This window comes from Specibacter sp. NPDC078692 (genome assembly GCF_040686835.1).
In the GTDB taxonomy this organism is placed as follows: domain Bacteria; phylum Actinomycetota; class Actinomycetes; order Actinomycetales; family Micrococcaceae; genus Specibacter.
In genome coordinates this window covers 1-25,839 of the sequence record NZ_JBFBLV010000001.1, presented here as the reverse complement: position 1 = coordinate 25,839, position 25,839 = coordinate 1, and the positions used below count along the sequence as shown (strand labels likewise).

Below are 25,839 nucleotides of genomic sequence, written 5' to 3'. Positions count from 1 at the left end.
GGAAACAGTGGGCACGGCGACTAATACTGCTCCACAATCATCTCCAGCATCATGAACGCACCCTTGCCGTCCATACCGGTTTCGGCGCCGAGCAGTTCCAGAGCCTCGCCCCGCTTTCCCGCTAGGGCCAGGGCTTTGACGCGGCTGGCCGTTTCCTCCGTCAGGGAGATGGACCGCTCCGTGTAGGTGGTGCCACTCGGGGGCGGAGCCGTGAAGTCTGGGTGGCTCGTGGTCGTTGCCCACTGGGCTGGGGTGCTTGTTGTGGTGGTGACGGTGGTTTCATAGCTGACGCTGCCAGCAGTCTTGGACTGCAGGAGTGCGGCCAAGTCGCGCGCCATCCGTTCGGCGGCTCCCCGGGCTTCCTCTTCCACGGAGCCAGGTGTTGCGGTTTCAGGCGTTGCAGTTTCAGTCGCTGCGGAGCCAGGCGCTGCGGTCGCGCCTTGTGACGGTCCCGCAGTTGCAGCGGGATCCTCGAAGGTTGGCTCGTAGGTTGATTTCACGGGCTGGTAGCCGTTGAATTGGCGCTGGCGATTAAGGCGTCGGGACTTGAGCAACTGCCCCCAGATGAGCAAAATGGCGGCCACGATCAGAAGTGCTATAGCAATGAGTTCCACGCCACCAGCCTATGCGCCCCCCTATGCGCCTCGGTCTTGTGCAGCGGCGCTTTGCGCGGCTCGGTCCGTTGCAGCGGTCCGGCCTAGGAAAAACAGCAGCAAGCCCCCGACAAACACACCCAACGCGCAGACGAAGGGGGCCATGAGGTAGGGGCTGATTCGGAGTTCTGCCTCATCGCTGAGCGGGATACCGTCCGTTGATTGCATGCCAGCAAGCTCCCAGCGCAGGTTCATCTCTACGCCGGCCCACAGCAGTCCAAGGACTGTCACCGCCACCGCAGCCAGGTAAAGATTCCAGCCGCGCACACCCGGCATAGCCCGCAGCAGCAGGACGCCGATCACCAGGATCCCGGCGGTCAGAATCGCCACCAGAACGAACAGTCCAAAGAACCACATATCATCCCCCATGGTTCAACCCTACGGCGCAGCATCCTAAGACCCTACGCAGCACCAATAGTGTGATCTGCATCATGCAACGTGCTTGCAACGTTGCTAACCGTACTGTTGCGAACAAGGACGCAGATGTCCCGCACCACTGGCCCCGACCGCAATGGAGTTTGAACAATGGCTGTTTACGCACAACCCGGTACCGATGGATCCAAGGTCACCTTCAAGGACCGTTACGAAAACTGGATCGGCGGCGAATGGGTTGCCCCCGTCAAGGGCGAATATTTTGAGAACATCACTCCCGTCACCGGCAAGGTTTTCTGCGAAGTGGCCCGCGGTACGGCCGAGGATATTGAACTAGCGCTAGATGCCGCACACAAGGTAGCGCCGAGCTGGGGCGCAACCTCGGCCACGGAACGCGCAGCCGTGCTGAACAAGATTGCAGACCGCATCGATGAGAATGTGGAGCTGCTCGCCGTCGCCGAAACCTGGGACAACGGCAAGGCCATCCGCGAAACTCTCAACGCTGATATCCCGCTCGCAGCAGATCACTTCCGCTACTTCGCCTCCGTGGTCCGCGCCCAGGAAGGCAGCCTGACCCAGATCGACGAGAACACCACCGCCTACCACTACCACGAGCCGCTCGGCGTGGTGGGGCAGATCATTCCGTGGAACTTCCCCATTTTGATGGCCGTCTGGAAACTGGCACCGGCACTCGCTGCGGGAAACGCCGTCGTGCTTAAACCAGCGGAACAGACGCCGGCCTCCATTCTGGTCCTCATGGAACTGCTCGCCGACATCCTGCCGGCCGGTGTCATCAACGTGGTGAACGGCTTCGGCATCGAGGCGGGCAAGCCACTCGCCTCATCCAAGCGCATCCGCAAGATCGCATTCACCGGTGAGACCACCACGGGCCGTTTGATCAGCCAATACGCCAGCCAGAACCTGATTCCGGTCACGCTGGAGCTGGGCGGCAAGAGCCCGAATATCTTCTTCAATGACGTCGCCGATCAGGACGATGCCTTCTACGACAAGGCACTGGAGGGCTTCACGCTCTACGCCTTCAACCAGGGCGAGGTGTGCACGTGCCCGTCGCGCGCCGTGGTGCAAGCTGGGATTTACGACTCCTTCATGGCGGACGCCATTGCCCGCACCGAAGCCATCATCCAAGGCAATCCGCTCGACACCGACACCCAGATTGGGGCGCAGGCTTCAAATGACCAGATGGAAAAAATCCTGTCCTACATGGACATTGGCAAGCAGGAAGGCGCAAAGCTGCTCACCGGCGGCGAGCGCAACATCCTCCCCGGGGATCTGGCCGGCGGTTACTACGTCAAGCCAACCATCTTCGAGGGCACCAATGACATGCGCATCTTCCAGGAGGAAATCTTCGGCCCCGTCCTCGCGGTGACGAAGTTCGACGACTACGCCGACGCCCTCCACATTGCCAACGACACCCTCTACGGTCTGGGCGCTGGCGTCTGGTCCCGCAACGGCAACGTCGCCTACCGTGCCGGCCGCGAAATCCAGGCCGGTCGCGTGTGGGTCAACAACTACCACGCCTACCCTGCCGGTGCTGCGTTTGGCGGCTACAAGTCCTCGGGCATCGGCCGTGAAAACCACGCCATGATGCTCGATCACTACCAGCAGACCAAGAACCTGCTGGTCAGCTACAGCGAGGACAAGCTCGGCTTCTTCTAAGCCCTCCCCACCTCTCGACGCTAGCGCAGCAATGGCGTGATTCGGGGGATCGCTATCCCCCTAGCTTCAATGGTCGACGCCGGGCACCTCACTTGGTGCCCGGCACACTCTACGCAGTCAATCAGTTCAAAGGAGAACTTCATGACAACGATGCAAGCAGCAGTAGTAAAGGAATTCGGCACCGCCCTCACCGTTGAGGAATACCCGATTCCCACACCCGGCCCGGGACAGGCCCTGGTCAAGTTGATTTCCAGCGGCGTCTGCCACACCGACCTCCACGCAGCCGAGGGCGACTGGCCCGTCCAGCCTTCCCCGCCGTTCGTGCCTGGCCACGAAGGCGTGGGCGACGTGGTGGCCATCGGCGAAGGCGTCACCTCCCTCGCCGTGGGAGACCGGGTGGGTAACGCCTGGCTGTGGACCGCGTGCGGTGATTGCGAATATTGCCGCACCGGCTGGGAGACGTTGTGCGAGTCCCAGAAAAACGGCGGTTACAGTGTGGACGGCTCCTTTGGCGAGTACATGCTCGTGGATGCCGAGTTTGCCCCACGCATCCCCGACGGCCTCGACCCGGTGGAGATCGCACCCGTGCTTTGCGCCGGTGTCACCGTCTACAAGGGCCTGAAGATGACCGAGGCGCGCCCCGGCCAGTGGGTCGTCATTTCCGGTATCGGCGGTCTGGGCCACATCGCGGTCCAGTACGCCGTGGCCATGGGACTGCGCGTGGCCGCCGTCGACATTGCGGACGACAAGCTGGCCTTGGCCCGCAAGCATGGCGCGGAAATTACCGTCAACGCTCGCGACGAGGATCCGGTGGAGGCCATTCAGCGCGAAACCGGCGGCGTCCACGGGGTGCTCGTCACCGCCGTGCACCCGGCAGCATTCGGCCAGGCCATCGGCATGACCCGCCGCGGCGGCACCATCGTGTTCAACGGCCTGCCCCCGGGCGACTTCCCCGCACCGATCTTCGAGGTAGTGCTCAAGGGCCTGACCATCCGCGGATCCATTGTGGGCACCCGCCAGGACATGGAGGAGGCAATCGACTTCTACGCCCGCGGCCTGATCCACCCCACGGTCGCCACCCGCAGCCTGGGCGAAATCAATGAGGTCCTCGACGAAATGCGCGCCGGCAAGATCGACGGCCGCGTCGTCATCAAGTACTAAATACTCCCCGGATCCGGGCCGTCCTCCCTTTCGGCCCGGATCCGGGATCCACCCCCTATACAAGGAGCAGTTTCATGGACGCCATTCCCAAGGTTCTGGATGCCGCCATCACCATCGAGGGTGAGACCGCATCACGTGTTGCCCTATCCGGCACGGCCGTTGAACTGCTCCAGAAAATGTGGGAGCGGCACGGGCCGCTGATGTTCCACCAGTCGGGCGGCTGCTGCGACGGCTCCTCCCCCATGTGCTATCCCGCGGGCGAGTTCATTACGGCTGAGGCGGACATCTTGTTGGGACTGTTTGAACTACCTGACTGCGGGCCGCTGGAGTTTTGGATGTCGAAGGAGCAGTTCAACTACTGGTCGCACACCCATTTGACGGTGGACGTAGTAGACGGGCGCGGCAGCGGCTTCTCCGTGGAAGCACCCGAAGGAAAACGATTCTTGATCCGATCACGCCTGGTGGAGGGCTTTGGACGCGACTAGCCACTCCGGCGGCCAGATTATTTGTACACGTGCCGCCGGTGTCCGATCTTGATCACCAGGACAAGCAGCCTGCCGTCGTCAACAGAATAAATGATGCGGAAGTCCCTGACCCGCACCCTGAACTGCCCCGGTCTGGCTGAGAGGTTTTTTGCTCCAGGAGGCCGTGGCACTTCCGCCAGCATTTCAAGGGAACCGAGAATCAGTTCCTGTGTTCGCCCGTCCAACTTCTGCAGTTGTTTTCGCGCGGCAGACGTCAACTCGACCAGATATTTCTCAGACATTTAGTGAAATGCCGAGCTCTGCAGCGACTTCCGCCAACGTATATGTTCGGCCGCCATTTGCCACGTCTGTCAGGGCAGCATCTGCGTCGGCCATGTCCTCCAGCTCCTCGAGGGCATCGAGCGCTCGTTGGGCAAGGTCCGGATCCATGACAACCGCGATGGTTCGGCCATGGCTCGTGATGCTCACCGGCTCATGGCGTGAGGCGTCCAGCGTTTCGGCCCAGCGCTGGCGGGCCATGGTTGCAGATACCTTGTTCATAACAATCATCATACCGCTAAAATGTACGTTTTAGCGGTATCGCTTTGAGCCCATGCCCAAGCCGGGCGCAGCTATTTCCGCCGGTTCCGCGCCTGCCTACTCTTCTGCACAATGACGGCCACTACGGCGACGACAATTGCTCCTGCCATGGCGATTTCCATTTCGCTCCCTCTCTCTGAATACGCCCGAAGGCCAGCCATAAGCATAGGCGAGACGGTCCGGCGTCGGCCCTGGCGCCAGGCGTCTAGGCTGGATTCATGACTCCTCAGCTCATCCTCGCCTCAGCCTCCCCCGCCCGTACCAAGCTCCTCACCGACGCCGGCATCGCCCACCGCGTCCTGGTCTCCGACGCCGACGAGGACGCACTCACCGCCGCTGCCGGCCCGCTCACCCCAGCCGAGACCGCGCTGCTGCTGGCCCGGGCCAAAGCCGAATCCGTGGCCGCCAGCGAATCCGGCGCCCTGGTGATCGGCTGCGATTCCGTATTCGAGCTGGACGGTGTCCCCTACGGCAAACCCTGGGAGCCGGCCGTTGCGCGCGAGCGCTGGCGGCTGATGCGCGGACGCTCCGGCGTGCTGCACACCGGCCATTGGCTCATTTCCACCACCCATTCCACGCACGACGGCGGAGCTCCCGTCGGGCACGGGGAGGTCACCAGTGCGGTGGTCACCTTTGAGGGCGTCTCGGATGCCGAAATTGACGCCTATATTGCCACGGGCGAACCCCTGCAGGTGGCTGGCGCGTTTACGATCGACGGGCTCGCGGGGGCCTTCATCGCCGGCGTCGAGGGCGACCCGCACACGGTGGTGGGACTGTCCATCTCCACGCTGCGCCGCCTTTTGGCCAAACACGGGGTCGCAATCACGGACTTCTGGGCCTGACACTGCCAGCCATTCGTGAACACATACGCACCACTTGCGCCCACTTTTGCGTATGGACACCTATACGCACCACTCGCGGCGAGTCGTGCGTATGAGTTCACAGTTCGGGGCATTTGCACGCCATTCGTGAACACATACGCTCCACTTGCGTCCACTTTTACGCCACCGTTATGGATTCAACGAAAGTACTTGACGTAATGGAAAGTAGTTTCGTATAGTTGAGCCATTAGGAAGCGTGACTCAACCGAAAGGCCCTCCATGAGCCAGCACAACACCTCCCCGTCTGCAGAAGAAGCCCGCCAGCTCCTCGCTCGGGCCGAAGGCATCGGCACCTCAGCCACCAGCGCCGCCGGCTGGCCCACCGCCATGGTATTCAACTCGCTGGCCATCATCGGCTCCATGATGATGATCGGCTTTCACATTGTTGCCCACACCGGCTACGGCGCACAGCTGATGGCCATGAGCGTGGGTGCCTGGGCCATGATCACGGCCTTCACCTGGACGTTTATGATGCGCACCAGCAAGGCCGGCTTCTCTAGGAGATTCACCACCTCGCTCATCGCGTACTTTGTGCTCTACGGTGCAGCCATCACCATCGGTGCTCTGGGGTTCCCCGCAGGCAACCTGGCCTACTACATCAGTGCAGCAGTCGTCATTGCCGCCGCCGGTGTCGGCGCAGCATTCAGGGAGCTCCGCGCATGAGCAAACAGCCAGCCCAGGAAGGGAATCCAGCCCCGCAGGAACCCCAGTCAACCCCGGAACCCGCACACCCTCGCCATGAACTCAGCGAAGTACTGCATCAGCCCGTCAGGTTCTCCATCGCTGCAGCCCTATCAAAAACCGAGACCATGGATTTCAAGGACCTGCGCAACACTATTCAGGTGAGTGATTCGGTGCTCAGCAAGCAGCTGTCGCACTTGGAGAAGGCAGGCTTCGTGAGCATTAAGAAGAGCTTCGTGGGCAAGTTCCCCCGCACCTCGCTAAGTCTGAGCCCAGACGGCAAACAGGCTTGGGAACACCACATCGCCACGCTGCGCCTCATCGCCGGAGGCTGAGCAAGCACATTCTTGTAGGAACCCCACAAAAGATCGGCAGTACACACGCATAAAGCGCATCAGGTGTGAGGAAAATCCACATATTCACGCTAGGCTCTCTTGAGAATAGAAGGAGTCCGTCTGTGAGTATTTCACCATCTGCCCCGGCGCAAAAGCTGAGCAAAGTACTGATCGCCAACCGCGGCGAAATTGCCGTCAGGATCATCCGGGCAGCCCGCGACGAAGGCATTGCCTCCGTGGCTGTCTATGCCGAGCCGGACCGCGAGGCACTGCATGTGCGGATGGCTGATGAAGCGTTCGCACTGGGCGGCTCTACGGCTGCGGACTCCTACCTGGTCATGGAGAAGATCTTGGACGCCGCCAAGGCATCCGGGGCCGACGCCATTCACCCCGGCTATGGCTTCCTGTCCGAGAACGCTGAGTTCGCTCAGAAAGTGATCGACGCCGGTCTGGTCTGGATTGGTCCTTCCCCCGCCGCGATCGCATCCTTGGGCGACAAGGTGCAGGCGCGCCACATCGCCGAAAAGGTAGGCGCACCCCTGGTGCCCGGCACCAAGAACCCAGTGCAGAACACCCAAGAAGTGCTCGACTTCGCCGATGAATTCGGCCTGCCCCTGGCCATCAAGGCTGCTTACGGTGGTGGTGGACGCGGCATCAAGGTGGTCCGCACCCGTGAAGAAATCCCGGAGCTCTACGAGTCCGCAGTCCGTGAAGCCGTCGCCGCCTTTGGTCGCGGCGAGTGCTTCGTGGAGCGCTTCCTCGACGCCCCGCGCCACGTGGAAACTCAGTGCCTGGCCGATGCCGCCGGCAATGTCGTGGTCGTCTCAACCAGGGACTGCTCACTCCAGCGCCGCAACCAGAAGCTGGTTGAAGAGGCACCTGCACCGTTCCTGACGGACGCACAAAACGCGCAGCTCTACGCAGCTTCCAAGGCCATCTTGACCGAAGCGAAGTACCAAGGCGCCGGCACCTGCGAATTCCTCGTCGGTACCGATGGCACCATTTCCTTCCTCGAGGTCAACACCCGTCTGCAGGTTGAGCACCCGGTCTCCGAAGAAGTCACCGGCATTGACTTGGTCCGCGAACAGTTCCGGATCGCCCGCGGCGAAGAACTCGGGTACGGCGATCCCGAAGTCCGCGGCCACTCACTAGAATTCCGCATCAACGGTGAGGACGCCGGCCGCGGTTTCATGCCGGCACCGGGCACCGTCACCACCATGAACCTCCCCACCGGCCCCGGCGTCCGCGTCGATTCCGGCATCACGGCAGGTGAGGTCATCGGCGGCAACTTCGATTCCATGCTGGCCAAGCTGATCGTCACCGGCGCCACCCGCGAGCAGGCCATCCAGCGCGCCAACCGTGCCCTGGCCGAAATGGAAATCGGCGGCATGCCCACCGTGCTCCCCTTCCACCGCGCAGTGGTTGCCGACCCCGCCTTCGCACCCACCGGCGGCTTGCCCTTCACCATCCACACCCGCTGGATCGAGACCGAGTTCAACAACACCATCCCCGCCTTCGACCTCGCAACAGCTGCAGGTGCCGCGGACGACGCCGGCGCGCGTCAAAGTGTGACCGTCGAGGTGGGTGGCAAACGGCTTGAGGTGACGCTGCCGTCGTCGTTCGCTGTCAGTAACGGTGCCAGCAACGGAACGAAGAAGGCCAAGAAGGCTGGCCGCAACCGTAGCTCGGGCCCCGCTGCCGCCAATGGTAACGCGCTGACTTCGCCAATGCAGGGCACCATTGTAAAGGTCGCCGTTGCTGATGGTGATGTGGTCGCTGAAGGGGATCTGATCGTGGTTCTGGAGGCCATGAAGATGGAACAACCGCTCACGGCACACCGCGCAGGTACCGTCACGGGTCTGAGCGCAGCTGCCGGGGACACGGTTTCCGCCGGTGCCGTACTGGCAACCATCGAAGACTAAGCGCATTTACTCTAGGACCACCCAGGTCCGTTTTCCTCGATAGTTGGAGCCCACCATGGCCGTAGTCACCCGCTTTGTCAGCGTTGTCGAGCTTACTGAAGGCGCCAACTCTCAAGGTGTTTCCGTGTCGGTGCTCCTTGAAGCGGAGCTTGCTAATGGGCGCTCGCTCGTGGTGCTGGATGACCGTGGTTGGAATTCGAATCAGCCGTGGGATCAGGCCCGGCCGGAGCAAATCCGGGAGACGGCGCGCACCGTCGTGGGCCCGGATGAGCCCTATGGCGAGCAGACCATGGCGGATGCCGTCACGGCGTACTGGGACTACATTCGCAGGATCTTAGCCGAGTATGGCATCGAGTCCCGTTCAACCGAACTCCAGGCAATCCCCCACGAGGTGGTCCTGAGTGAGCGGGTCCTAGAGCGCTTGAAGCACCGGGCTGACGGTTGAGTTTGAAAAGATAAGCCCGAACAGAGAATAGGGAGTGTCCCACTTGGGGCGCTCCCTATTCTCTTGCTAGACCCGCGCTAAGAAAGCGCCAGCTTTTCTGGTGCGGTCCGGCGCGCGGGCGTCAGTGGACCAGTCGGTAGCCCACGCCTCGAACAGTTTTGATCCAGCGAGGCTCCCGCGGATTGTCCCCCAGTTTGCGTCGCAGATTCGCTACGTGAACCTCAATGGTGCGCTCATCAGCGTCGCTGATGTAGGTTCCCACATCGTATTCATCCCCGCGGAGTCGACGCACCAAATCTGACTTGGTACGAACCTGTTTGCCGCTGTGCACGAGGGCGTGCAGAATATCGAACTCGGTTCGGGTCAGCTCAAGTTCGTTTCCATCCACTGCCGCTGTCCGGTCACCACTGTTCAGCAAGAGTCCGTTGACCGAGACCGGTTCCGCGGATGCTGCACCTTGAGCCATTGCCATCACCGGCTGAGGATCGTTTCCGTATTCGGGTTCCGCTGCCAGCACCGGAGTAGTTTCTACGGGCGCAAGCAGCGATTCCTCGCCGGCAAACCGTGGGCGGCGCAGCATGGCACCGATCCTGGCCCTCAGCTCGCGGGGCCGGAAAGGTTTGGTGAGGTAATCATCAGCACCGGTTTCAAGACCTATCAGGGTGTCCATTTCATCAGCGCGGCCCGTCAGCATGATGATGTAGGCATCGCTAAAGAGCCGGATTCGCCGGGTTACTTCGAAGCCATCAATGTCCGGCAGCCCCAAATCCAAGGTCACGATTGCAGGTTTCTTCTCTCGAACCAGGGCCACACCGTCAGAACCGTTACTAGCGGCGTAAACCTCAAAACCTGACTGATTAAGAATTACGCCGATCAGTTCCCGAATATCCTGATCATCTTCAACAATGACAGCCACACGAGGATTGTCCATTTTCCCCACCAAATTCACTAGACCACTAAACAGCACACCATATAAGGCGCTTGGCGAGCCCCCAGGCCCATTTGTAACTCCAGTATGGCATCATCTTAAGCTGCGGCCCTTGGTTCTTCCGGTTCCAGTCATCACTTCTTTGTCTCAGCCGCGACAATGACCGTGGTTACCAGCCCCACGGCATGGGAAGAGAAAAGTTTTTAGTGGAAGTGATTGTGTCTGAAACACCCACAAATCAGCTCATAGGCCGCTTGTTCTATCAGCGGTCACGGCGCGTACGCGTGATCCTAGCGCAACTCCCCTTCTTTATGACGGTGGTTTTGGCGGCAGTTCTGATCTCCCTTTTGTATCCAAAACTCATGGGTAACCAGCATCTAGTGACCGGCTTGGTGATCAACGCCGTGTTGGCTGTGGCTTGCGTGGTAGTCCCCTGGGACAAACTACATCCTGCCTCGATTCTGGTGATCCCCTACCTAGATTTCATTGTGGTGGCGTTCTTCCGTGAAGGTAGCCAGACTCTGCTTTCTTCTGTAGGACTGTTGGGATTGTTTCCGGTGTTTTGGCTGTGCGCATCCGGCATTGCCCCCAAAACAGCCATTGTCTCCAGTACCTTGGCAAGCTTAGTGATTGTTTGGATTTCAGTGTTCCGCTCCGGACAGGTGAGCGGTGAAGCTCTAGCCAAACCGTTGCTTTTCCCGTTCATGATGTTGTTCTTCGCCATCACGGTGGTGGTGATTACCACCAGCATGGAGGGGCAGCGCACCAGTCTGCAGGCCAAGGACAAGCAGCTTCGCGCAGCTCTTGCCGAAAGCCAGCATCGAGAACGGCTTTTGGATGCTGTTGTGGACACCGTAGGCGTTGGCGTGGTGGTCGTTGACGCCCAAGGCAATGACCGCCTCATGAACACCACTCAAAGGGCCATTCATGATTTGGGCAGGCCGAACAATATTGCTGATCCCAATGAGAGCGAACTGCTGCTGTTCAGCCCGGACCATGTTGCACTCCCGGCCCAGTCGCGTCCCGTTCGCAGGGCTATCAACGGTGAAACGTTCACGAATTTCCAGATCTGGATCGGCACAGGAGAGCAAGCCCGCGCCCTATCCACGACGGCCCGAATGATCCGCGATAGCAAGAACGCCAATGATGGCGCTGTCATCGCCTTCCACGACGTCACCGACATGGTCAATGCCCTCAGCGCCAAGGATGACTTTGTGGCGAATGTTTCCCACGAATTCCGCACACCTCTGACAGCCATCCAAGGGTATATATCCATGGTTCTTGAAGAACCAGATTTGGACCCCAGTGACGTTGTGCGCTTCCTTAGCATCGCAGAGCGAAATGCGGATCGACTTGGCGGTCTCGTGGCTGATCTGCTCACCACCTCCTCCATTACGGTAGAGCGCTCCCCCAGCGATGTTTTCCAGTTGATCTCGGACAGTATTGCCTCTGCGACTCCGGCAGCCACAGCCAATGACGTCAAGGTGGACTATCAGTGCCAGGAACCGCTTATAGCAATGGTCGACGGCGTTCGGATCAGCCAGGTGCTGGACAACCTCATCTCCAACGCGATTAAGTACTCACCTGATGGTGGGCCGTTGAGCGTGCGTGCTTGGGCTGACGGCACCGACCTTCACGCTCAGGTCGCTGACACTGGGCTGGGCATGAGTGAGTCAGAGCAAGCTGGTATGTTCCAAAAGTTCTTCCGGGCCGGCACCGCTGTTGGCCGCGGCATCCCTGGCATAGGTCTGGGTCTGATGATCTCCAAAGCCATCATTGACACTCACGGCGGTGTCCTGTCCGTAGAAAGTCAATTGGGCCTAGGCACCACCATGAGCATTGTCATCCCGGCCTGTGTCCTGGACTCGGAACTCCGAACGCTGAACGCAGAACTCTGAGCCTCCGAAGCTACCAAACAGTGAGATCGTAAGGCCCGTACTGGACGGTTTTATAGATCGGATCCCCTGCTTGCGTTCCATTCATCGGTAGAATCCGTAGCGAGTACTGCCCAAAGAAGGCGGCATCACCAACGTTGGTCCCGGCCTGATTCCATGGCCGTGGTGGGAAGATCAACGTAGTCCCCAGCGTCGAGGTAGAGAACTCGGCTCCGTACTTTGGATCCGCAGTAGCAAGCACAATGGTCACCACATAGCTGGTGGCTGCGCCTTGGGCCCAGCTGACCTTGAGCAAATTGTCATTGGGGCGTGCAGGCATGGGTTCAGTGGTCACCGCCAAAGCGCCCAAAGGTGGTTGACCATCTGTGGCCCCGTAGTCGCAGCCGGAGTTGTCCTTACCGAAGTGACGCAGTGTGCGGTAGCTCGGGTCCCCAGCAACGCCAGTGCTGGTATTCACGGGTTGGATCCGCAAAAGATAATTTCCGTAGGCGGTGCTCTTGTTGTCGAGAGAAAAGCCGACGGTTTTTTGGCTGACGGTCTGTGTCTTCTGGAAGTCAGTCGTAGCGGTCAGCGACTTCAGTGAGGCCACGTAGCTGATGCTTGAGGATTGGCTCCCACCCCATGCGATGGTGAAATTTCCAGAACTTCCAGGACTGCTGCAGGTGATAGTGGCCGCGTCCACCTTTGCAGGTAATGGCTTTATAGCGGGATTTGCCACGATGTTCGCGGTGCCAGCTGCGGGCACGGTGGGGGTTGGAGTTGGCACCACGGTTGGAGTGGGGGCTGGTGCGGCCCCGGCCGTGATATCAATGGTTGCCGTGGCGCTTTGGTTCCAGTTGGCAATGGCAATGCCCCCGGATCCGAGAAGGACTGTCACCACGAAGGCAACAGCGGCTGTTGTAAAACCCGGCCACGTGCGTAAGCCGCGCCGTGGCACCTCAGGGCCCGCATTATGGCCGGGATCGTGGGATTCATGGGTGGTCATGGTGTCCTTCGTTGACTTTTTCGGCGTCTTAGCAAAATCCCCACAAACGTGCCAGCGCTGAGCAGTACCAGCCACGACCAAGGACTGCGGCCCGTGGCAACAACATTACTTTGTGGCAGGGCATCTGCCGGCCACGGAGCCGCCGGGTCCACTTGTTCCACTGGTCCAGCGGGAAGTGCTGCCGTAGTAACGTGTGAGGCTGTGCCGCTGTTGACGGTGATCCGGCCCGTGGATGTATCACGGGACTGGGCAGCGCTTAGGGGCGCGCATGGGGAAACCGGCACCCCGCCGTCGCTGTCCTGCAGCAGGAAGACCATGTCAAAGCTGGACTTCTGATTGCGTGTTGAATTAGGAGCCACGCTGCTGAACTTGAGTGCTAGATCAATCGGCACTGATTCTCCCGCAGAGAGTGTCCGGTTTTCAATCATTGTGGTGCAGACTCCAAAGCTGGGCGGAACGCTGGCACTGACGCTCCAAAACGGAGCGGAAGCCCCTAGCTGCAAGTGGTCTGCTAAACCAGATCCAGAAACAGCAGCCGTGTTCACCACAGCGAAAGAAAAATCGGCTACCTGCGTGCTGGCATTGCGCACCCAAACAGTGTCGGATCTCGATTCGCCCGGGACAAGTCCACCGCCCTGGGAGAGCACGGTTGACAGACCTTCGGGAGCATAGTGGATCCCGTCACTGCTGAGCTCCAATATTTGCTCGGAACCATCTGCGGCCACGGCGGGCGGGGACAGAATCAAAGTCAGTATCGCCACGCCGGTAGCTGCTGCGGCGCCCATCCTTAGCGGACGCAGGGCGGAGGGAGCTATTTTCTTGCCCGTCAAAGACTGTGCCTCGCGTTATGGCCTGACCGCTTCTTTTCGAGCGCTCCCCTGATGATACTCAGTGCACCAAAGCCGATGAATCCCACGGCGAGGACGGGGAGAAGAACGTCACGGTCTTGGCCTACGGCATTGGCGATGACCCCTACATATGGGACCGCGTAGAACAGTTTCCCCTTGACCTGCACTTCTTGCACCGGGGTTGAATCCGCGAGGGAATTATTATCGCCCTTGGTAGTCAAGACTCGCGCACCTGACTGGGTGGCTCCAATGGAGGTGATTCGGTGTGAGATGACCGCCGGTTTCCCGGACTCGATCTGGTAGGTGATGATATCGCCAACGCGCAGCTCTTCAAAAGGTGTTGGCTTAACCACCAAAAAAGAGCCTGGAGCGTATTTCGGTGCCATGGAACTTGTCAGCACTGTGAACGTTTGCGAGCCGGTGACCATAGGAACAACCACCATAACCAAGGCACCCAGAGTCACAATGAGCAACAGCAGATAGTTCAACGCTCGAGCAATGAAGCGCAGAGCTCCCCCAGCGCTATGCCCCACGGCAGCCACGGCAACCTCGGTGCCAACAGCAGCTTCGGCAGCTTCATCGCGGCGAGTCCCAATATAGAGATCTGCTTGGTTGATGACAGACATGGTGTTCCCTCTTAGAGCTGGTTGACGAGGATCGGGACGGCAATTTTGGCGCTCTGCCCGCTGAGGCTGGCCGGCATAGTTGCGGCAAGTGTGAACTGGAAACAGAACACACCGGTCCCATTCTTGGCGATGTCTGACGTTGCAGTTCCTGACGTTGGTGCGCCAGCATAGATCGCTGATTGACTGCACTGGGACAGTGACGTCGCAGCCACAGTCTTGATGAACAAATAGGGGGCCAGAGAAGCTCCCGTGTTGTTCTCGACTATCGGGACACCGGTACTGGCCCTAACAGTGAAGACGCCGCCGGCGTCCGTGACATTGCCAACGCGTACCCCGGAGTACGTACTTTGTCCGGGGATGATGAGGCCCGCCGGAGCGGTGCTCAGTGAAAGCGTCGCTGCAGTCCCATTGGCCAACGTCATATCGGTGACCCGGTTGGTGTCGGTGTCAGTCAGGCTAATCCGGAAGTCCGCGGCTTTGACGGTTCCGGCGTTGGAACTGACTGCCTTGTTCCAGAGCGCATAGCTTCCTTGGACGGTGAGCATGGCCAGCAGTATTGCAACCAGCACCAGACCGGCTGCTTTCAATGCGTGCATGCTCTTCATGGTTGCTTCCGTCGGGAGTGGCAGGGGTAGCGGTGTGCCGTTGGTAACCGGCACACCACCGGGGTCCTCGGACTGAGGTTACTTGTTGTTGGTATCTACAGGCGCTTGCTGTACCAGCGAGTAGCCAATGCCGCTGAGGTCAACAGACGCTGCAACAGCATCGCGGGCCGTGGTTGATTTGTTGAACGTAAAAGTGGTGGAGGCAGTCACTACTCCGCTATCTGCTGGGCGCAGATCGGCCGTCGCAGCAACAACCTTGCTGTCACTCTTGGTCAGCGTGGTTGCGGACACTGTTGCGTTGCTACCAAAACCGTCTGCCGCGGAGGCGCCTGTGACGGCCAGACGAGCAACCATCAAATCACCGACAAGGGTGACGTTCAGCGGCTGTGAATAGGTCAAGGTATCACCGGGAACTACTTTGTAATTTGCAACGTTGACCACGGTGCCTGAGGCGTTGGTCCACACACCTGCGCTGGCGGGAACCAAGTTCAAATCACCGGCAACAACCTTGCCCATGGAAGCACTCTGTGCCTGGTTCCAGGTAGCCAGTGTTCCGCCGCCGCCTACCAGCAGGATGATGCCAACACCGGTTGCGATTACGCCTTTAGTCATCTTGTTCATTGCCAGACCCCTTGTTCATATTCTTCTCAGCAAGTGATCCTGCCGATGAGAACAACAATGCCGTCACCAACTCAAGAAATAGCCTCAAAAATCCGGAAGATTCCGGCAAGAACAACTCAAGAACCAACGACGAACCCTGAAGCTCAAGGAATCCTCAAGATCAGCGCTGACAACGTCTATTTCCTAGCCAAAGGGACAGCGTTAAATGGCGCAAACTCTCCGGTAACTTAAGCTTCACGCAAGTCCTCGCTCTTGCGGCAAAATACTGACCACAGCAAGCCCCTCGCGCGTTAGGGTTAGGACTAGCCGAGGGTAAACCGCGGACAAACTGCCGCACAATTGATCAGTTTCGGAGGAGAAGGGAGCAGATGGTGATGACTAAGCCGCCGCTCGTCTGCATCACGACGCTTCTGGAATTGGAAGACTCCTTGGGCGGCGAGAAGGATCTAACCCGAAACTTTGTTCGCCGGTATATAGAAATGTGGCCCGGGCGTTTTGAACGCATTTATACAGCTGTCACCTCCGGCAACAAGGCAGACGCGCTAGATTCAGCCCTGAGCCTGCGAAGCTCCGCACTTATGGTGGGCGCTGCGCGGCTTGGCACTGTGACCAACGATCTCATTCACCTTCTAGAATGCCGTGACCATTCGGAAGCGACCATAAAAATGGCCTCACTCAAGTCGTGCGGAAATCAAACTGCAGGGCAATTGCAAACCCTGTATCTCTCCGTGGAATAACCCAAAAAAAAGTACGACGACGGGAGGTGTCCTTCCAGCGCAAGGGCACCTCCCGTCGTCGTAGGTGAGCGGATAATGAGTTTTCCCGAGGAAACTCTGTCTCGATGGAGTTGGGAATCCAAAAGGGCCTCGATGGGCTCTTCCACAGCAGTGGTCAAGCTCGTCGAGGCCCTTAGATGTGGAGCGGGTGAGGATCAGCTGACGTTGGAGGTGTATTCCAGGTCGCGAGTTTCCTTCATGATGAACAGGGCGATCAGTGTCAGCACAGCCATTGAGGACAGGTAGACACCCACCAGGACGGGGCTTCCGTCGGCTGCCTGCCAGAGAGCCACGGCAATGAACGGAGCCACGGCAGCACCGAGGATGCTGGACATGTTGTAGCTGATGGCGGAGCCGGTGTACCGCACGTTAGTGGGGAACAATTCCGGCAAGAGCGCACCCATAGGACCGAAGGTCAGACCCATCAGCGAGAAGCCCACAATGAGCAGCGTCATGACACCTGCGGTGCCCGCACCGAACAGCGGTACAAAAGTGAATCCAAAGACCAAGATGCCGCCGGTGATCCACAGCAAGGACTTGCGACGGCCGTACTTCTCCGCCAAAGGTCCTGAGACCAGCGTGAAGATACCGAAGAAGACCACACCAATGATCAGCATGACTAGGAATTCGTTGCGCGTGTAGCCAAGACCTGCGACCCAGTTGGCAACGGCGTCAGCACTCATCGGCTTACCCTTGGCCTCCGCCGCGGCCTTTGCTGCTTCGATCGTGGCCGGGGTAGTGCCGTAGGACAGTGTGAAGGTTGTCATCAGGTAGAAGAGCACATAGGTGGCCAGCATGACGAACGTACCCAGGATCAACGGGCGCCAGCTGGTCTTGAACACGCGGCCAACGGGGAGCTTGGAGACTTCACCCTGGTCGATAACCTTCTGGAATGCGGGTGTTTCTACCAGCTTCAGCCGGACGTACAGGCCAACGATGACCATGACGGCACTGAGCAGGAACGGAATGCGCCAGCCCCACGCCTGGAACTGCTCCGTGCTCATGCCGAGGCTGAGCCACAGGAAGATGCCGTTGGCGAGGATAAAGCCGATGGGCGCACCCAGCTGCGGGAAGGTTCCCCAGATGGCGCGCTTGCCCTCCGGAGCGTTTTCAGTAGCCAGCAGTGCAGCACCGCTCCACTCGCCTCCCAGAGCCAGGCCCTGCATGAACCGCATGACCACCAGCAGTGCCGGCGCCCAGAACGTCCAACCGGGCACGAGCGCCGTCGGCAGGCAGCCGATCAGGAAGGTGGCAATACCCATGGTGAGCAGCGACGCCACCAGCGTTCCCTTGCGCCCCACCTTGTCACCGAAGTGGCCGAACACAATGGAGCCCAGCGGGCGGGCGATGAAGGCCACACCGAAGATCGCGAAGGAGCTCAGCAGCGCTGTGGCAGCGTCGGCATTTGGGAAGAAGAGTGCCGGGAAGACCAGAACGGCTGCTGTGGCATAGACATAGAAGTCGTAGAACTCGATAGTGGTTCCGATAAGGCTGGCCACAATGACCCTGCCCCGGCTGTTGACTGGCTGGCCCTCCAGCGTCGCCGTTTTCTTAGAAGAGCTCATGGCTCGGCTTTCTCTCGGGGCTTTGCCATCGACCGAATGAGTAGCTCATCTCGTGCAATGCACACACGAATAAACAAGTCAACGAATTTGGTGGCAAAACCTTTTTATTTCACTCTGCGACTACCAAGAGTACCCCTAGTGTCCACCTGTTGGACAATCCATCCACAGTATGGGCAGCGTGGGCATGGCTCCCCCTGGCTTGAGGGCATAGCAATGGCGACCCGGAACATGTCCAAGTCGCCATTGTTATGAACTGCTATGAACTGCTATGAACAGTGCGGCTATAGCTCGTGCGGCATTTCTTCCGGCGTAGGAAGCTCCCCCTCGTCTTCCGGGTGGCGGGCGAGGTTCCACAGGGCCAGGCCCAGGCCGCCCCAAACCGTCACCATGGCGATGATCATCATTATGATTGCCACCGGGGTCATGACTTCACCTCTTCACGATTGTTATCTACGTCACCTTCGAGTTCTGCGGCCGCGTTGAACTCTTCGTACTCGGGATCCTTGAGTCTAGATTTCTCGCTCCAAGGGATCAGCGTCAGCAGCAGGGCGCCCACAATGAGCGCACCGGCCATGCCCCAGCCAAAGACCCCGTTGAACCAGGCCGGATAGCCCGAATACTGCTCGGTGCTCTTGGTCTGGATCTCATTGATGAGCATGTAGCCCAGGGCCACCGGCACAATGCCGCCCACAAGGATGCGCCAGCCGGCGCCCATCTTGACGGTGGAGGTCCGGTTCAGGTGCTTCTGCAGGCGCGGCAGGGAGCTGAGCCCGGCCGAGACCACAATGACAGCGACCAGTGCACAGGCCAGGATGCCGAATTGGTTCACGAAGGCATCCGAGGTGTCCAGCAGGTGGATGCCTGTGGTGGTGGGGAATAGGATCAGCGAGATCAAGGCAATCGGGATGGTGACCACCAAGGTGGCGGCCTTGCGGTTCCAGCCCAGCTTGTCCTGGAAGGCCGCCACAATGACTTCCAGGATGGAGATCAGCGAGGTCAGGCCGGCAAAGACCAGCGAGCCGAAGAACAGCACGCCGAGCACCGCACCAAACGGCGCCTCGGAGACGATGGTCGGGAAGGCCACGAACGCCAGCCCGATGCCGCCGGAGGCAACCTCGTCCACGGCCTGCCCGGATGCCACTGACATGAAGCCGAGGGCTGCGAAGACGCCGATGCCGGCGAGGATCTCAAAGCCGGAGTTGGCGAAGGCCACCACCATGCCGGAGCCGGTCAGGTCGGTCTTGCGCTTGAGGTAGGAGGAGTAGGTGACCATGATGCCGAAGGCCACGGACAGTGAGAAGAAGATGTGGCCGAACGCTGCGGCCCACACGCCCGGGTTCTGCAGTGATGCCCAGTCCGGGGTGAAGAACGCGTTCAGGCCAACCATGGCACCATCAAGGAACACCGCCTGCACCACGAGAATCACGAACATGATGACCAACAGCGGCAAGAACACGGCGTTGGCCCGGGAAATACCCTTGTTCACGCCAGCCACCATGATCACAATCGCTACGACCCATACGGCGAGCATCGGGAAGAAGACGCTGGAAACGAAGTCGAACGACAGCCCGGCCTGGTCTGCGCTGTGCAGGTAGTTGTTGAAGAAGAAGCCTTCGGCGTCATCGCCCCAGGCCTTCGTGATCGAGAACCACGCGTACATGGCAGCCCAGGCGATGATCGCTGCGTAGTAGACGGCGATGACGAAGCAGATCAGCACCTGCCACCAGCCGATCGGCTCGGCCGCGCGGTGTAAGCGGCGGTAAGCCAAGGGTGCGGAGCCACGGAAGCGGTGGCCAATCGCATAATCGAGGAACAAAAGAGGAATACCAGCGCACAGCAGTGCAACTAGATACGGAATGAGAAAGGCGCCCCCACCATTTTCATAGGCGACGTACGGAAAGCGCCAAATATTGCCCAGACCAACGGCGGAACCGATGGCTGAGAGGATGAAGAGTTTTCGCGAGGAGAATGTCTCTCGACGGGCCGGGGCGGCTGTTCCGCCCCGGCCTGCGGGTGATGTAGTCATGAAGACACGTTAACCTACGTGAGAGCTAGATCGCATTTTTTGGGGTGCCGTGACCACTGCTGTGATGACCTCACCGTGTCTTGCCGGTGGCGGTTAGCTAAACGTCACAACAATGTCACACCCCGGGACCTGCCCCGAAACCCCGCTTCCCTATCGTTGCTGTCAGAACAAACGAGAACAACACAGACGCCGCATTCGCAACAAGAATGCACAGTCACCACAGCGACCGGGAGGTTTGTCATGACTGCTGAACAAATGAGCATCTCCACCAGCAAAAGCACAGCTACAGGCGCCGGGGCAACAATCACCAGCACTCGCGGCCGTTGGCTGCACCACTGGAATGCCGAAGATGAAAAGCAATGGAACAGCGCAGGGCGTGCCATTGCCAAACGAAACCTCGCCTGGTCCATCGCCTGTGAATTCCTCGGCTTCGTGGTGTGGCAGCTATGGTCCATCGTGGTGGTCTTCATGCCAGCGGCCGGCTTCACCTTCAGCTCCGGCGAACTGTTTTGGCTCATTTCCATCCCCTCCCTTGTGGGCGCCACGCTGCGCATTCCCTATACCTTCATGGTGGCCAAATTCGGCGGGCGCAACTGGACCATCGTCTCTGCCCTACTGCTGCTGATCCCCACCCTCGGTATGGCGTGGTGCTTGGGTAACCCGGAAACGCCGTTCACCACCATGCTCGCGATGGCCGCTCTGGCCGGTTTGGGTGGCGGCAACTTCGCCTCCTCGATGGCGAACATCACCTACTTCTACCCCGCCCGTGAAAAGGGTTGGGCGCTGGGACTGAACGCAGCCGGCGGAAACCTAGGTGCCGCCGTCGCACAGTTCATGGTGCCTGTCGCGGTGACAGTCCTGGCCGCCGGAACTCTCGGGCTCCCCCTAGCCGGACTCATGTGGGTACCCCTGATCCTCATCGCTGCGTGGGGCGCCTGGAAATACATGGACAACCTCTCCAGTGCCAAGTCCGACATCGCCGGCTCCCTCGCCTCCCTCCGCGAACCGCACCTGTGGATTCTGGCACTGCTGTACATCGGCACCTTCGGTTCATTCATCGGATTCTCCGCCGTGTTCCCCAAACTGATCATGGATTCTTTCGGCCCCGGCGTGGGATTGAAGCTGGGCCCGGCCATCATCTCGCTGGCATTCTTGGGCGCGCTGATCGGTTCGCTCGCCCGGCCCTACGGCGGCAAATTGGCCGACCGCTGGGGTGGCGCCCGCGTCACCGTCGCCTGCTTCGGCGTGCTGGCGTTGACCGCCATGGTCCAGCTGTTGACCCTGCCACTGGGCAGCTTCCCACTCTTCCTTGTCTTGTTCCTGGTGCTCTTCGCCGCAGCCGGTGCCGGAAATGGCTCCACGTACCGCATGATTCCCATGGTCTTCGCCCTCCGCGCCAAGAACTCCGAGGAGACAACCGGTGCAGGCCACATGAGCGCCACTCGCAAGGGTTCGGCGGCCCTGGGCATCATTTCCGCGATCGGTGCCTACGGCGGATTCGTGGTCCCGCAGGTGTTGAACGCCTCCCGCCAGTCCACCGGCGGCTACGAAGGCGCGTTCATCGGATTCGTCGCCGCCTACCTGGCCCTCATGGCGCTGACTTGGGCCGTGTACCTGCGCCGCTCATCGGCCGCATCGCTGGGAAACGTGTAATGATCCCCGCCGCCAAAATGACCAGTACGACGCCGGACGCGCACCTTCCCTCCCCCGCGGCAGCCACCGCGGGGGCTGAGTCCGGGACGGACACGCACTGTCCCTACTGTGCTCTGCAATGCGCCATGACCGTGACGGCTGCGGCACCCGCGTCCCCAGCTCCGGCGCCAGCTCCAGCAGCAGCTCCGGCCCCCGCAGCGTCTCCAGCGTCCGCAGCACCAGCAGCGCCCCCAGCGCCCCCAGCGCCGGCGCCAGCAGCACAGCCGGAACCCACCATTGCTGGCCGCGATTTCCCCACCAACCGTGGCGGGCTGTGCCGCAAGGGCTGGACGTCCGCAGCACTATTGGGCCACGCCAGCCGCGTCACCACTCCCCTGCTCCGCGGAGCCGACGGTCAGCACCGCCCCATCGAATGGGAGCAAGCTCTTGATCTGATCACCGAAAACGTCGTGCGCACCCGCGAGCAGTATGGTGCCGATGCTGTGGGCGTTTTTGGCGGCGGAGGCCTGACGAATGAAAAGGCCTACCAGTTGGGCAAGTTCGCCCGCCTGGCCTTGGGCACCTCCCGCATCGATTACAACGGCCGCTTTTGCATGTCCTCGGCCGCAGCCGCCGGCAACCGGGCCTTCGGCCTGGACCGGGGTTTGCCCTTCCCGCTCGCAGATCTTGATACCGCTCACACAGTTTTGCTGCTCGGCTCCAACGTTGCCGAGACCATGCCGCCGTTCGTCCAGCATTTGGCAGGTGCCCGGGCAGCCGGCGGGTTCATCGTGGTGGATCCCCGGCGCACTGCCACGGCGGACTTCACCGCCGACGGTGCTGGCCTGCATCTGGCACCCGTGCCCGCCACCGATCTGGTGCTATTGCTGGGCCTGTGCCACATCGTCATTCACGACGGCTTAGCCAACAAGGACTTCCTCAACAACCGCACCAGGGGCTATGAGCAGTTGGCCCGCAGCGTGGCTTCCTGGTGGCCCGAACGCGTGCAGTCGGTAACGGGCGTACCCGTTGCGCAACTGCGCGAAACCGCCCGGCTTCTGGCCGTTGGTGCCCAGCGCGGCGGCAGTTATATCCTCACTGGGCGCGGTGTGGAACAGCATGTGGACGGCACAGACACGGCCACCGCCGCCATCAACCTGGCGCTCTTGCTAGGACTCCCCGGCTCTGCGAGCAGCGGTTATGGGACGCTCACCGGCCAGGGCAACGGGCAGGGTGGGCGCGAACACGGGCAAAAGGCCGATCAGCTCCCCGGCTACCGCAAGATCACCGACCCCGCCGCCCGCGTCCACGTTGCCAAGGTGTGGGGTGTGGAACCGGCGGACATCCCCGGTCCGGGGGTACCCGCCGTCGAACTTCTCGCCTCACTGGGCAAGCCCGACGGCGTGCGCACGTTCTTCATTCACGGCGCCAACGTGGTGGTGTCCGCGCCCAACGCCGGTGAGGTACTTGCGGGTCTACGCCAGCTGGATTTCCTAGTGGTGTCCGATTTCTTCATGTCGGAGACGGCGCGGGAGGCCCATCTGGTGTTGCCTGTTCTGCAATGGGCCGAGGAGGAGGGCACCATGACAAATCTGGAGGGTCGGGTGCTGCGTCGCCGGGCCGCCGTTACGCCTCCCGCGGGCGCACGTTCGGAACTGTGGATCATCTCAGAGCTGGCGCGCAGACTGAATGCGCCCTCCACTTTCAGCCCGGATCCGGAAACCGTGTTCACCGAATTGCGCGCCGCCTCCGCTGGTGGCTTGGCCGATTACTCCGGCATCGATTACGCCATGTTAGATGCCGGCGCCGAAGCTTACTGGCCCTTTCCTGCTGGCAGCCAGGGTACGCCAAGGCTCTTCCTGGAAGGCTTCGCTCATCCCGATGGCAAGGCGGTGCTGACCCCGGTAGCGCCGTCGCCTTCTCGGCCAGGCGCCAGCGCCCGCGCCAATACTAGGGACAGCGCCAATACTCGGGACACGCTATTCACCGGCGCCACGCTGGCCTTAGTCACCGGCCGGTTGTTGGAGCATTACCAATCCGGCGCCCAGACGCGGCGTGTGCAGGCCTTGGCTGATGCCGCCCCTCAGGCCGAGCTGCTCATCCATCCGCTAGCAGCGCAGTCCCGAGGAATTCTCGACGGCGCACGGCTCACCATCGCGAGCGGGCGTGGAACGGTGCGGTGTAGGGCCAAGTTCAGCACGGCGATTCGAAGCGATACGGTCTTCCTCCCCTTCCACTTTCCGGAGGCGGAGAACGCGAACTTGCTCACCAGTGCGGCCGTGGATCCCATCTCCGGCATGCCGGAATTCAAAGCCACCTCGGTCACGGTGGCGGCGTGCGCGGTGGATGAAGAACTACCAAGTGGTGCAGCAGCATTGGAGGCAGTCGCATGACGTTGACACCCCGGCAGCAGCACCAGCCCCAGCACATCGTGGTGGTTGGTTACGGGCCCGTGGCGGCCCGACTGGCAGAGGAATTGTTGCCCAGCGTCCGTCGTGGCGAGCTGGCCCTGAGCATTATTGGTGCGGAAAGCACCCCCGCCTACAACCGCGTGCTCGTAGCCGATCTGGGCGTGGGCAGGACCACCGAGGACGCCATTTCCGTCTCCGATCCAGCGGAACTCATAGCTGCTGGGGTGTCCGTTCACATGGCTGTACTGGTCCGGCGGGTGGACCGTGCCCGCCGCGGAGTTTTGCTCTCCGATGGCAGGCGGATCAACTATGACAAGTTGATCTTCGCCACGGGTGCTCGCCCTGTGATTCCCACCTTGCATGGGCTCAATCCCGATCCCACCGCGCAAGTCCCGCTCCCCCGTGGCGTGAGCACCCTGCGCGATCTGGCCGATGCCGCGGTGCTGCGCAACGCCGTCGAACGTCAAGCGCGCGTGGTGGTGCTGGGCGGCGGAATCCTCGGTTTGGAAGCCGCCCTGGCCGCGCGCGACGAGGGCGCGCACGTGACGGTGGTCCACCACGGTGCGCACACCATGGGCCGCAGCATCGACGCCGGCGCGGGTCATACCGTGGCCGCCGCACTGCGTGCGCGGGGCATCACTGTGGTCTCGCATGCGCGTGCCGTCGGGGTTGAATTGAGCCCATCGGCCGACGGCGTTCCCACCTTTTCCGGTTTACTTCAGGAGGCGGGGGCCACCGTGGAGGGAGAACTACTGGTGCTCTCCTGTGGTGTGCGGCCTCGCATTGAGGTAGCAGTCGGCGCCGGACTGGCCACGGACCGGGGTATCTTGGTGGACCACCAGCTGATGGCGCATCACGATCATAATGTTTTCGCGATGGGCGATTGTGCCCAGGTTCGTTGTTTGGATACACAATGTGCTGAATGCGCTGACAGTTCAGGGCCGCTGGGATTGATAGGGCCAGGGTGGCGGCAGGCAGAATGGTTGGCCGCGTTCTTGATCGGCTCCGCAGCAACTGCCGTTCAGCTGCCGGCTGCTCTACCCGCTGTTCCTGTTCCTGGTGTTCCTCTGCCTGCGGAGCGGGCGCCGGTCATCATGCTCAAGGCTCGCGGTGTTGATGTGGCGGCGGCTGGAGATGTTACAGCTGGGCCATTCGAGGATGTTCCCGGCTTGGCGGTGAGTCAGTGGGCTGATCCCGAGCACGGGAAATACGTGAAAATGAGTACCCGTGGCGGTGTGCTGGCAGGATTCGTGAGCGTCGGTATGCCACGGGCTGGCGCGGAACTGACGCTGTTGTTTGAACGCGGTTCCGAACTTCCGGCGGACCGCTCGGCGCTGCTGCGTTTGGATGGCTCGGACCGAGACAGCAACGTCAGCGCGGCGCCCGACCCGGCCAGGACGGTGTGCCGCTGTGCCGGTGTCACAGAAGAGAGGATCATGGCCGCGGTGACGGCCGGATGTTCAACTGTTCCGGAGATTTCCGCCACCACGCGTGCCGGAACCGGCTGCGGCGGCTGCCACGGAGAGCTGAAATCACTGATCGAGGCCCATTTCGCCCCGGCCGCGGCGTAAAACTGAGGCGTAAAACAGAATTGACCCGTGAGCTGTGGTCGCTTAGACGGTTCTAAACGACCACAGCTCACTGTGAGACTTGTTTGTAGCTGGTCTGGGACTGGCTGGCAGGATGGGTATTGGCCGTTCCGCCTCTGGATGTGACTCCATAGCTCACTG

The 25,839-nt window shown here is 60.8% G+C and carries 26 protein-coding genes; 13 read left to right on the top strand and 13 right to left on the bottom strand.

Annotated elements, in window-relative coordinates; all coding sequences use genetic code 11:
- Positions 1–20 precede the first annotated feature (20 nt).
- Together AB0O97_RS00130 and AB0O97_RS00125 are read right to left on the bottom strand one after the other, a co-directional pair.
- Positions 21–614, bottom strand: coding sequence for a hypothetical protein (locus AB0O97_RS00130; RefSeq protein WP_363878577.1), 594 nt, complete (start codon positions 612–614; stop codon positions 21–23).
- A gap of 21 nt (positions 615–635) precedes the next feature.
- Positions 636–1,022, bottom strand: coding sequence for a hypothetical protein (locus AB0O97_RS00125; RefSeq protein WP_363878574.1), 387 nt, complete (start codon positions 1,020–1,022; stop codon positions 636–638).
- Positions 1,023–1,178: 156 nt separating this feature from the next.
- Here AB0O97_RS00125 and AB0O97_RS00120 point away from each other — a divergent pair, with 156 nt between their 5' ends.
- From AB0O97_RS00120 to AB0O97_RS00110, 3 genes are all read left to right on the top strand, one after another.
- On the top strand, positions 1,179–2,702 hold the full coding sequence (locus AB0O97_RS00120) for an aldehyde dehydrogenase family protein (RefSeq protein ID WP_363878571.1): 1,524 nt from the start codon (positions 1,179–1,181) through the stop codon (positions 2,700–2,702).
- Between the two features lie 150 nt (positions 2,703–2,852).
- Entirely contained in the window at positions 2,853–3,863 is a 1,011-nt protein-coding gene (gene adhP, locus AB0O97_RS00115; RefSeq protein ID WP_363838111.1) for an alcohol dehydrogenase AdhP, read from the top strand.
- 74 nt (positions 3,864–3,937) lie between these two features.
- Positions 3,938–4,348 carry a DUF779 domain-containing protein gene (locus AB0O97_RS00110; RefSeq protein ID WP_363878568.1) on the top strand — a complete coding sequence of 137 codons (411 nt, stop codon included), beginning with the start codon at positions 3,938–3,940 and terminating at the stop codon, positions 4,346–4,348.
- A gap of 17 nt (positions 4,349–4,365) precedes the next feature.
- On the opposite strand, the gene AB0O97_RS00105 is transcribed toward AB0O97_RS00110, so the two are convergent.
- Positions 4,366–4,629 (bottom strand): type II toxin-antitoxin system RelE/ParE family toxin, encoded by a 264-nt coding sequence (locus AB0O97_RS00105; protein ID WP_363836727.1) that lies wholly within the window; start codon positions 4,627–4,629, stop codon positions 4,366–4,368.
- Positions 4,622–4,888, bottom strand: coding sequence for a type II toxin-antitoxin system Phd/YefM family antitoxin (locus tag AB0O97_RS00100; RefSeq protein WP_363836729.1), 267 nt, complete (start codon positions 4,886–4,888; stop codon positions 4,622–4,624). Before AB0O97_RS00100 ends, AB0O97_RS00105 begins: the two co-directional genes overlap by 8 nt.
- A gap of 257 nt (positions 4,889–5,145) precedes the next feature.
- On the opposite strand from AB0O97_RS00100, the gene AB0O97_RS00095 reads away from it, so the two are divergent.
- From AB0O97_RS00095 to AB0O97_RS00075, 5 genes are all read left to right on the top strand, one after another.
- On the top strand, positions 5,146–5,769 hold the full coding sequence (locus AB0O97_RS00095) for a nucleoside triphosphate pyrophosphatase (RefSeq protein WP_363836731.1): 624 nt from the start codon (positions 5,146–5,148) through the stop codon (positions 5,767–5,769).
- 258 nt (positions 5,770–6,027) lie between these two features.
- Positions 6,028–6,471 (top strand): hypothetical protein, encoded by a 444-nt coding sequence (locus tag AB0O97_RS00090; RefSeq protein WP_363878566.1) that lies wholly within the window; start codon positions 6,028–6,030, stop codon positions 6,469–6,471.
- Positions 6,468–6,824 carry a transcriptional regulator gene (locus AB0O97_RS00085; RefSeq protein ID WP_363878563.1) on the top strand — a complete coding sequence of 119 codons (357 nt, stop codon included), beginning with the start codon at positions 6,468–6,470 and terminating at the stop codon, positions 6,822–6,824. Before AB0O97_RS00090 ends, AB0O97_RS00085 begins: the two co-directional genes overlap by 4 nt.
- A gap of 122 nt (positions 6,825–6,946) precedes the next feature.
- Positions 6,947–8,746 carry a biotin carboxylase N-terminal domain-containing protein gene (locus AB0O97_RS00080; RefSeq protein WP_363878560.1) on the top strand — a complete coding sequence of 600 codons (1,800 nt, stop codon included), beginning with the start codon at positions 6,947–6,949 and terminating at the stop codon, positions 8,744–8,746.
- Positions 8,747–8,801: 55 nt separating this feature from the next.
- On the top strand, positions 8,802–9,191 hold the full coding sequence (locus tag AB0O97_RS00075) for a hypothetical protein (RefSeq protein WP_363836738.1): 390 nt from the start codon (positions 8,802–8,804) through the stop codon (positions 9,189–9,191).
- A gap of 121 nt (positions 9,192–9,312) precedes the next feature.
- Here the strand turns inward: AB0O97_RS00075 and AB0O97_RS00070 are convergent, their stop codons facing one another.
- Positions 9,313–10,122 carry a response regulator transcription factor gene (locus AB0O97_RS00070; RefSeq protein WP_363878557.1) on the bottom strand — a complete coding sequence of 270 codons (810 nt, stop codon included), beginning with the start codon at positions 10,120–10,122 and terminating at the stop codon, positions 9,313–9,315.
- A gap of 215 nt (positions 10,123–10,337) precedes the next feature.
- Here AB0O97_RS00070 and AB0O97_RS00065 point away from each other — a divergent pair, with 215 nt between their 5' ends.
- Positions 10,338–12,017 (top strand): ATP-binding protein, encoded by a 1,680-nt coding sequence (locus tag AB0O97_RS00065; protein WP_363878554.1) that lies wholly within the window; start codon positions 10,338–10,340, stop codon positions 12,015–12,017.
- A gap of 10 nt (positions 12,018–12,027) precedes the next feature.
- On the opposite strand, the gene AB0O97_RS00060 is transcribed toward AB0O97_RS00065, so the two are convergent.
- The 5 genes from AB0O97_RS00060 to AB0O97_RS00040 all read right to left on the bottom strand — a co-directional run bounded on the left by AB0O97_RS00060 (position 12,028) and on the right by AB0O97_RS00040 (position 15,699).
- A complete protein-coding gene (locus tag AB0O97_RS00060; RefSeq protein ID WP_363836744.1) occupies positions 12,028–12,999 on the bottom strand; it encodes a hypothetical protein in 972 nt (323 codons plus the stop codon).
- Positions 12,996–13,829: a hypothetical protein gene (locus tag AB0O97_RS00055; protein WP_363836745.1), complete on the bottom strand. Its 834-nt coding sequence runs from the start codon at positions 13,827–13,829 to the stop codon at positions 12,996–12,998. Before AB0O97_RS00055 ends, AB0O97_RS00060 begins: the two co-directional genes overlap by 4 nt.
- Positions 13,826–14,473 (bottom strand): signal peptidase I, encoded by a 648-nt coding sequence (locus AB0O97_RS00050; RefSeq protein ID WP_363878551.1) that lies wholly within the window; start codon positions 14,471–14,473, stop codon positions 13,826–13,828. Before AB0O97_RS00050 ends, AB0O97_RS00055 begins: the two co-directional genes overlap by 4 nt.
- A gap of 11 nt (positions 14,474–14,484) precedes the next feature.
- Entirely contained in the window at positions 14,485–15,078 is a 594-nt protein-coding gene (locus tag AB0O97_RS00045) for a hypothetical protein (RefSeq protein WP_363878548.1), read from the bottom strand.
- A 78-nt stretch (positions 15,079–15,156) separates the two neighbouring features.
- Entirely contained in the window at positions 15,157–15,699 is a 543-nt protein-coding gene (locus tag AB0O97_RS00040; protein WP_363836751.1) for an alternate-type signal peptide domain-containing protein, read from the bottom strand.
- 374 nt (positions 15,700–16,073) lie between these two features.
- Between AB0O97_RS00040 and AB0O97_RS00035 the strand changes: the two genes are divergently transcribed.
- Entirely contained in the window at positions 16,074–16,436 is a 363-nt protein-coding gene (locus tag AB0O97_RS00035; RefSeq protein WP_363836753.1) for a hypothetical protein, read from the top strand.
- 194 nt (positions 16,437–16,630) lie between these two features.
- Here the strand turns inward: AB0O97_RS00035 and AB0O97_RS00030 are convergent, their stop codons facing one another.
- From AB0O97_RS00030 to AB0O97_RS00020, 3 genes are all read right to left on the bottom strand, one after another.
- Positions 16,631–18,040, bottom strand: coding sequence for an MFS transporter (locus AB0O97_RS00030; protein ID WP_363836755.1), 1,410 nt, complete (start codon positions 18,038–18,040; stop codon positions 16,631–16,633).
- Positions 18,041–18,321: 281 nt separating this feature from the next.
- Positions 18,322–18,465 carry a methionine/alanine import family NSS transporter small subunit gene (locus AB0O97_RS00025; protein ID WP_363878545.1) on the bottom strand — a complete coding sequence of 48 codons (144 nt, stop codon included), beginning with the start codon at positions 18,463–18,465 and terminating at the stop codon, positions 18,322–18,324.
- Positions 18,462–20,066 carry a sodium-dependent transporter gene (locus tag AB0O97_RS00020; protein ID WP_363878542.1) on the bottom strand — a complete coding sequence of 535 codons (1,605 nt, stop codon included), beginning with the start codon at positions 20,064–20,066 and terminating at the stop codon, positions 18,462–18,464. Before AB0O97_RS00020 ends, AB0O97_RS00025 begins: the two co-directional genes overlap by 4 nt.
- A 240-nt stretch (positions 20,067–20,306) precedes the next feature.
- Between AB0O97_RS00020 and AB0O97_RS00015 the strand changes: the two genes are divergently transcribed.
- From AB0O97_RS00015 to AB0O97_RS00005, 3 genes are all read left to right on the top strand, one after another.
- Positions 20,307–21,719 (top strand): MFS transporter, encoded by a 1,413-nt coding sequence (locus tag AB0O97_RS00015; RefSeq protein ID WP_363878539.1) that lies wholly within the window; start codon positions 20,307–20,309, stop codon positions 21,717–21,719.
- Positions 21,720–21,844: 125 nt separating this feature from the next.
- Positions 21,845–24,091, top strand: coding sequence for a molybdopterin oxidoreductase family protein (locus tag AB0O97_RS00010; RefSeq protein ID WP_363879093.1), 2,247 nt, complete (start codon positions 21,845–21,847; stop codon positions 24,089–24,091).
- Positions 24,088–25,680: an FAD-dependent oxidoreductase gene (locus tag AB0O97_RS00005; protein WP_363878536.1), complete on the top strand. Its 1,593-nt coding sequence runs from the start codon at positions 24,088–24,090 to the stop codon at positions 25,678–25,680. Before AB0O97_RS00010 ends, AB0O97_RS00005 begins: the two co-directional genes overlap by 4 nt.
- Positions 25,681–25,839 lie beyond the last annotated feature (159 nt).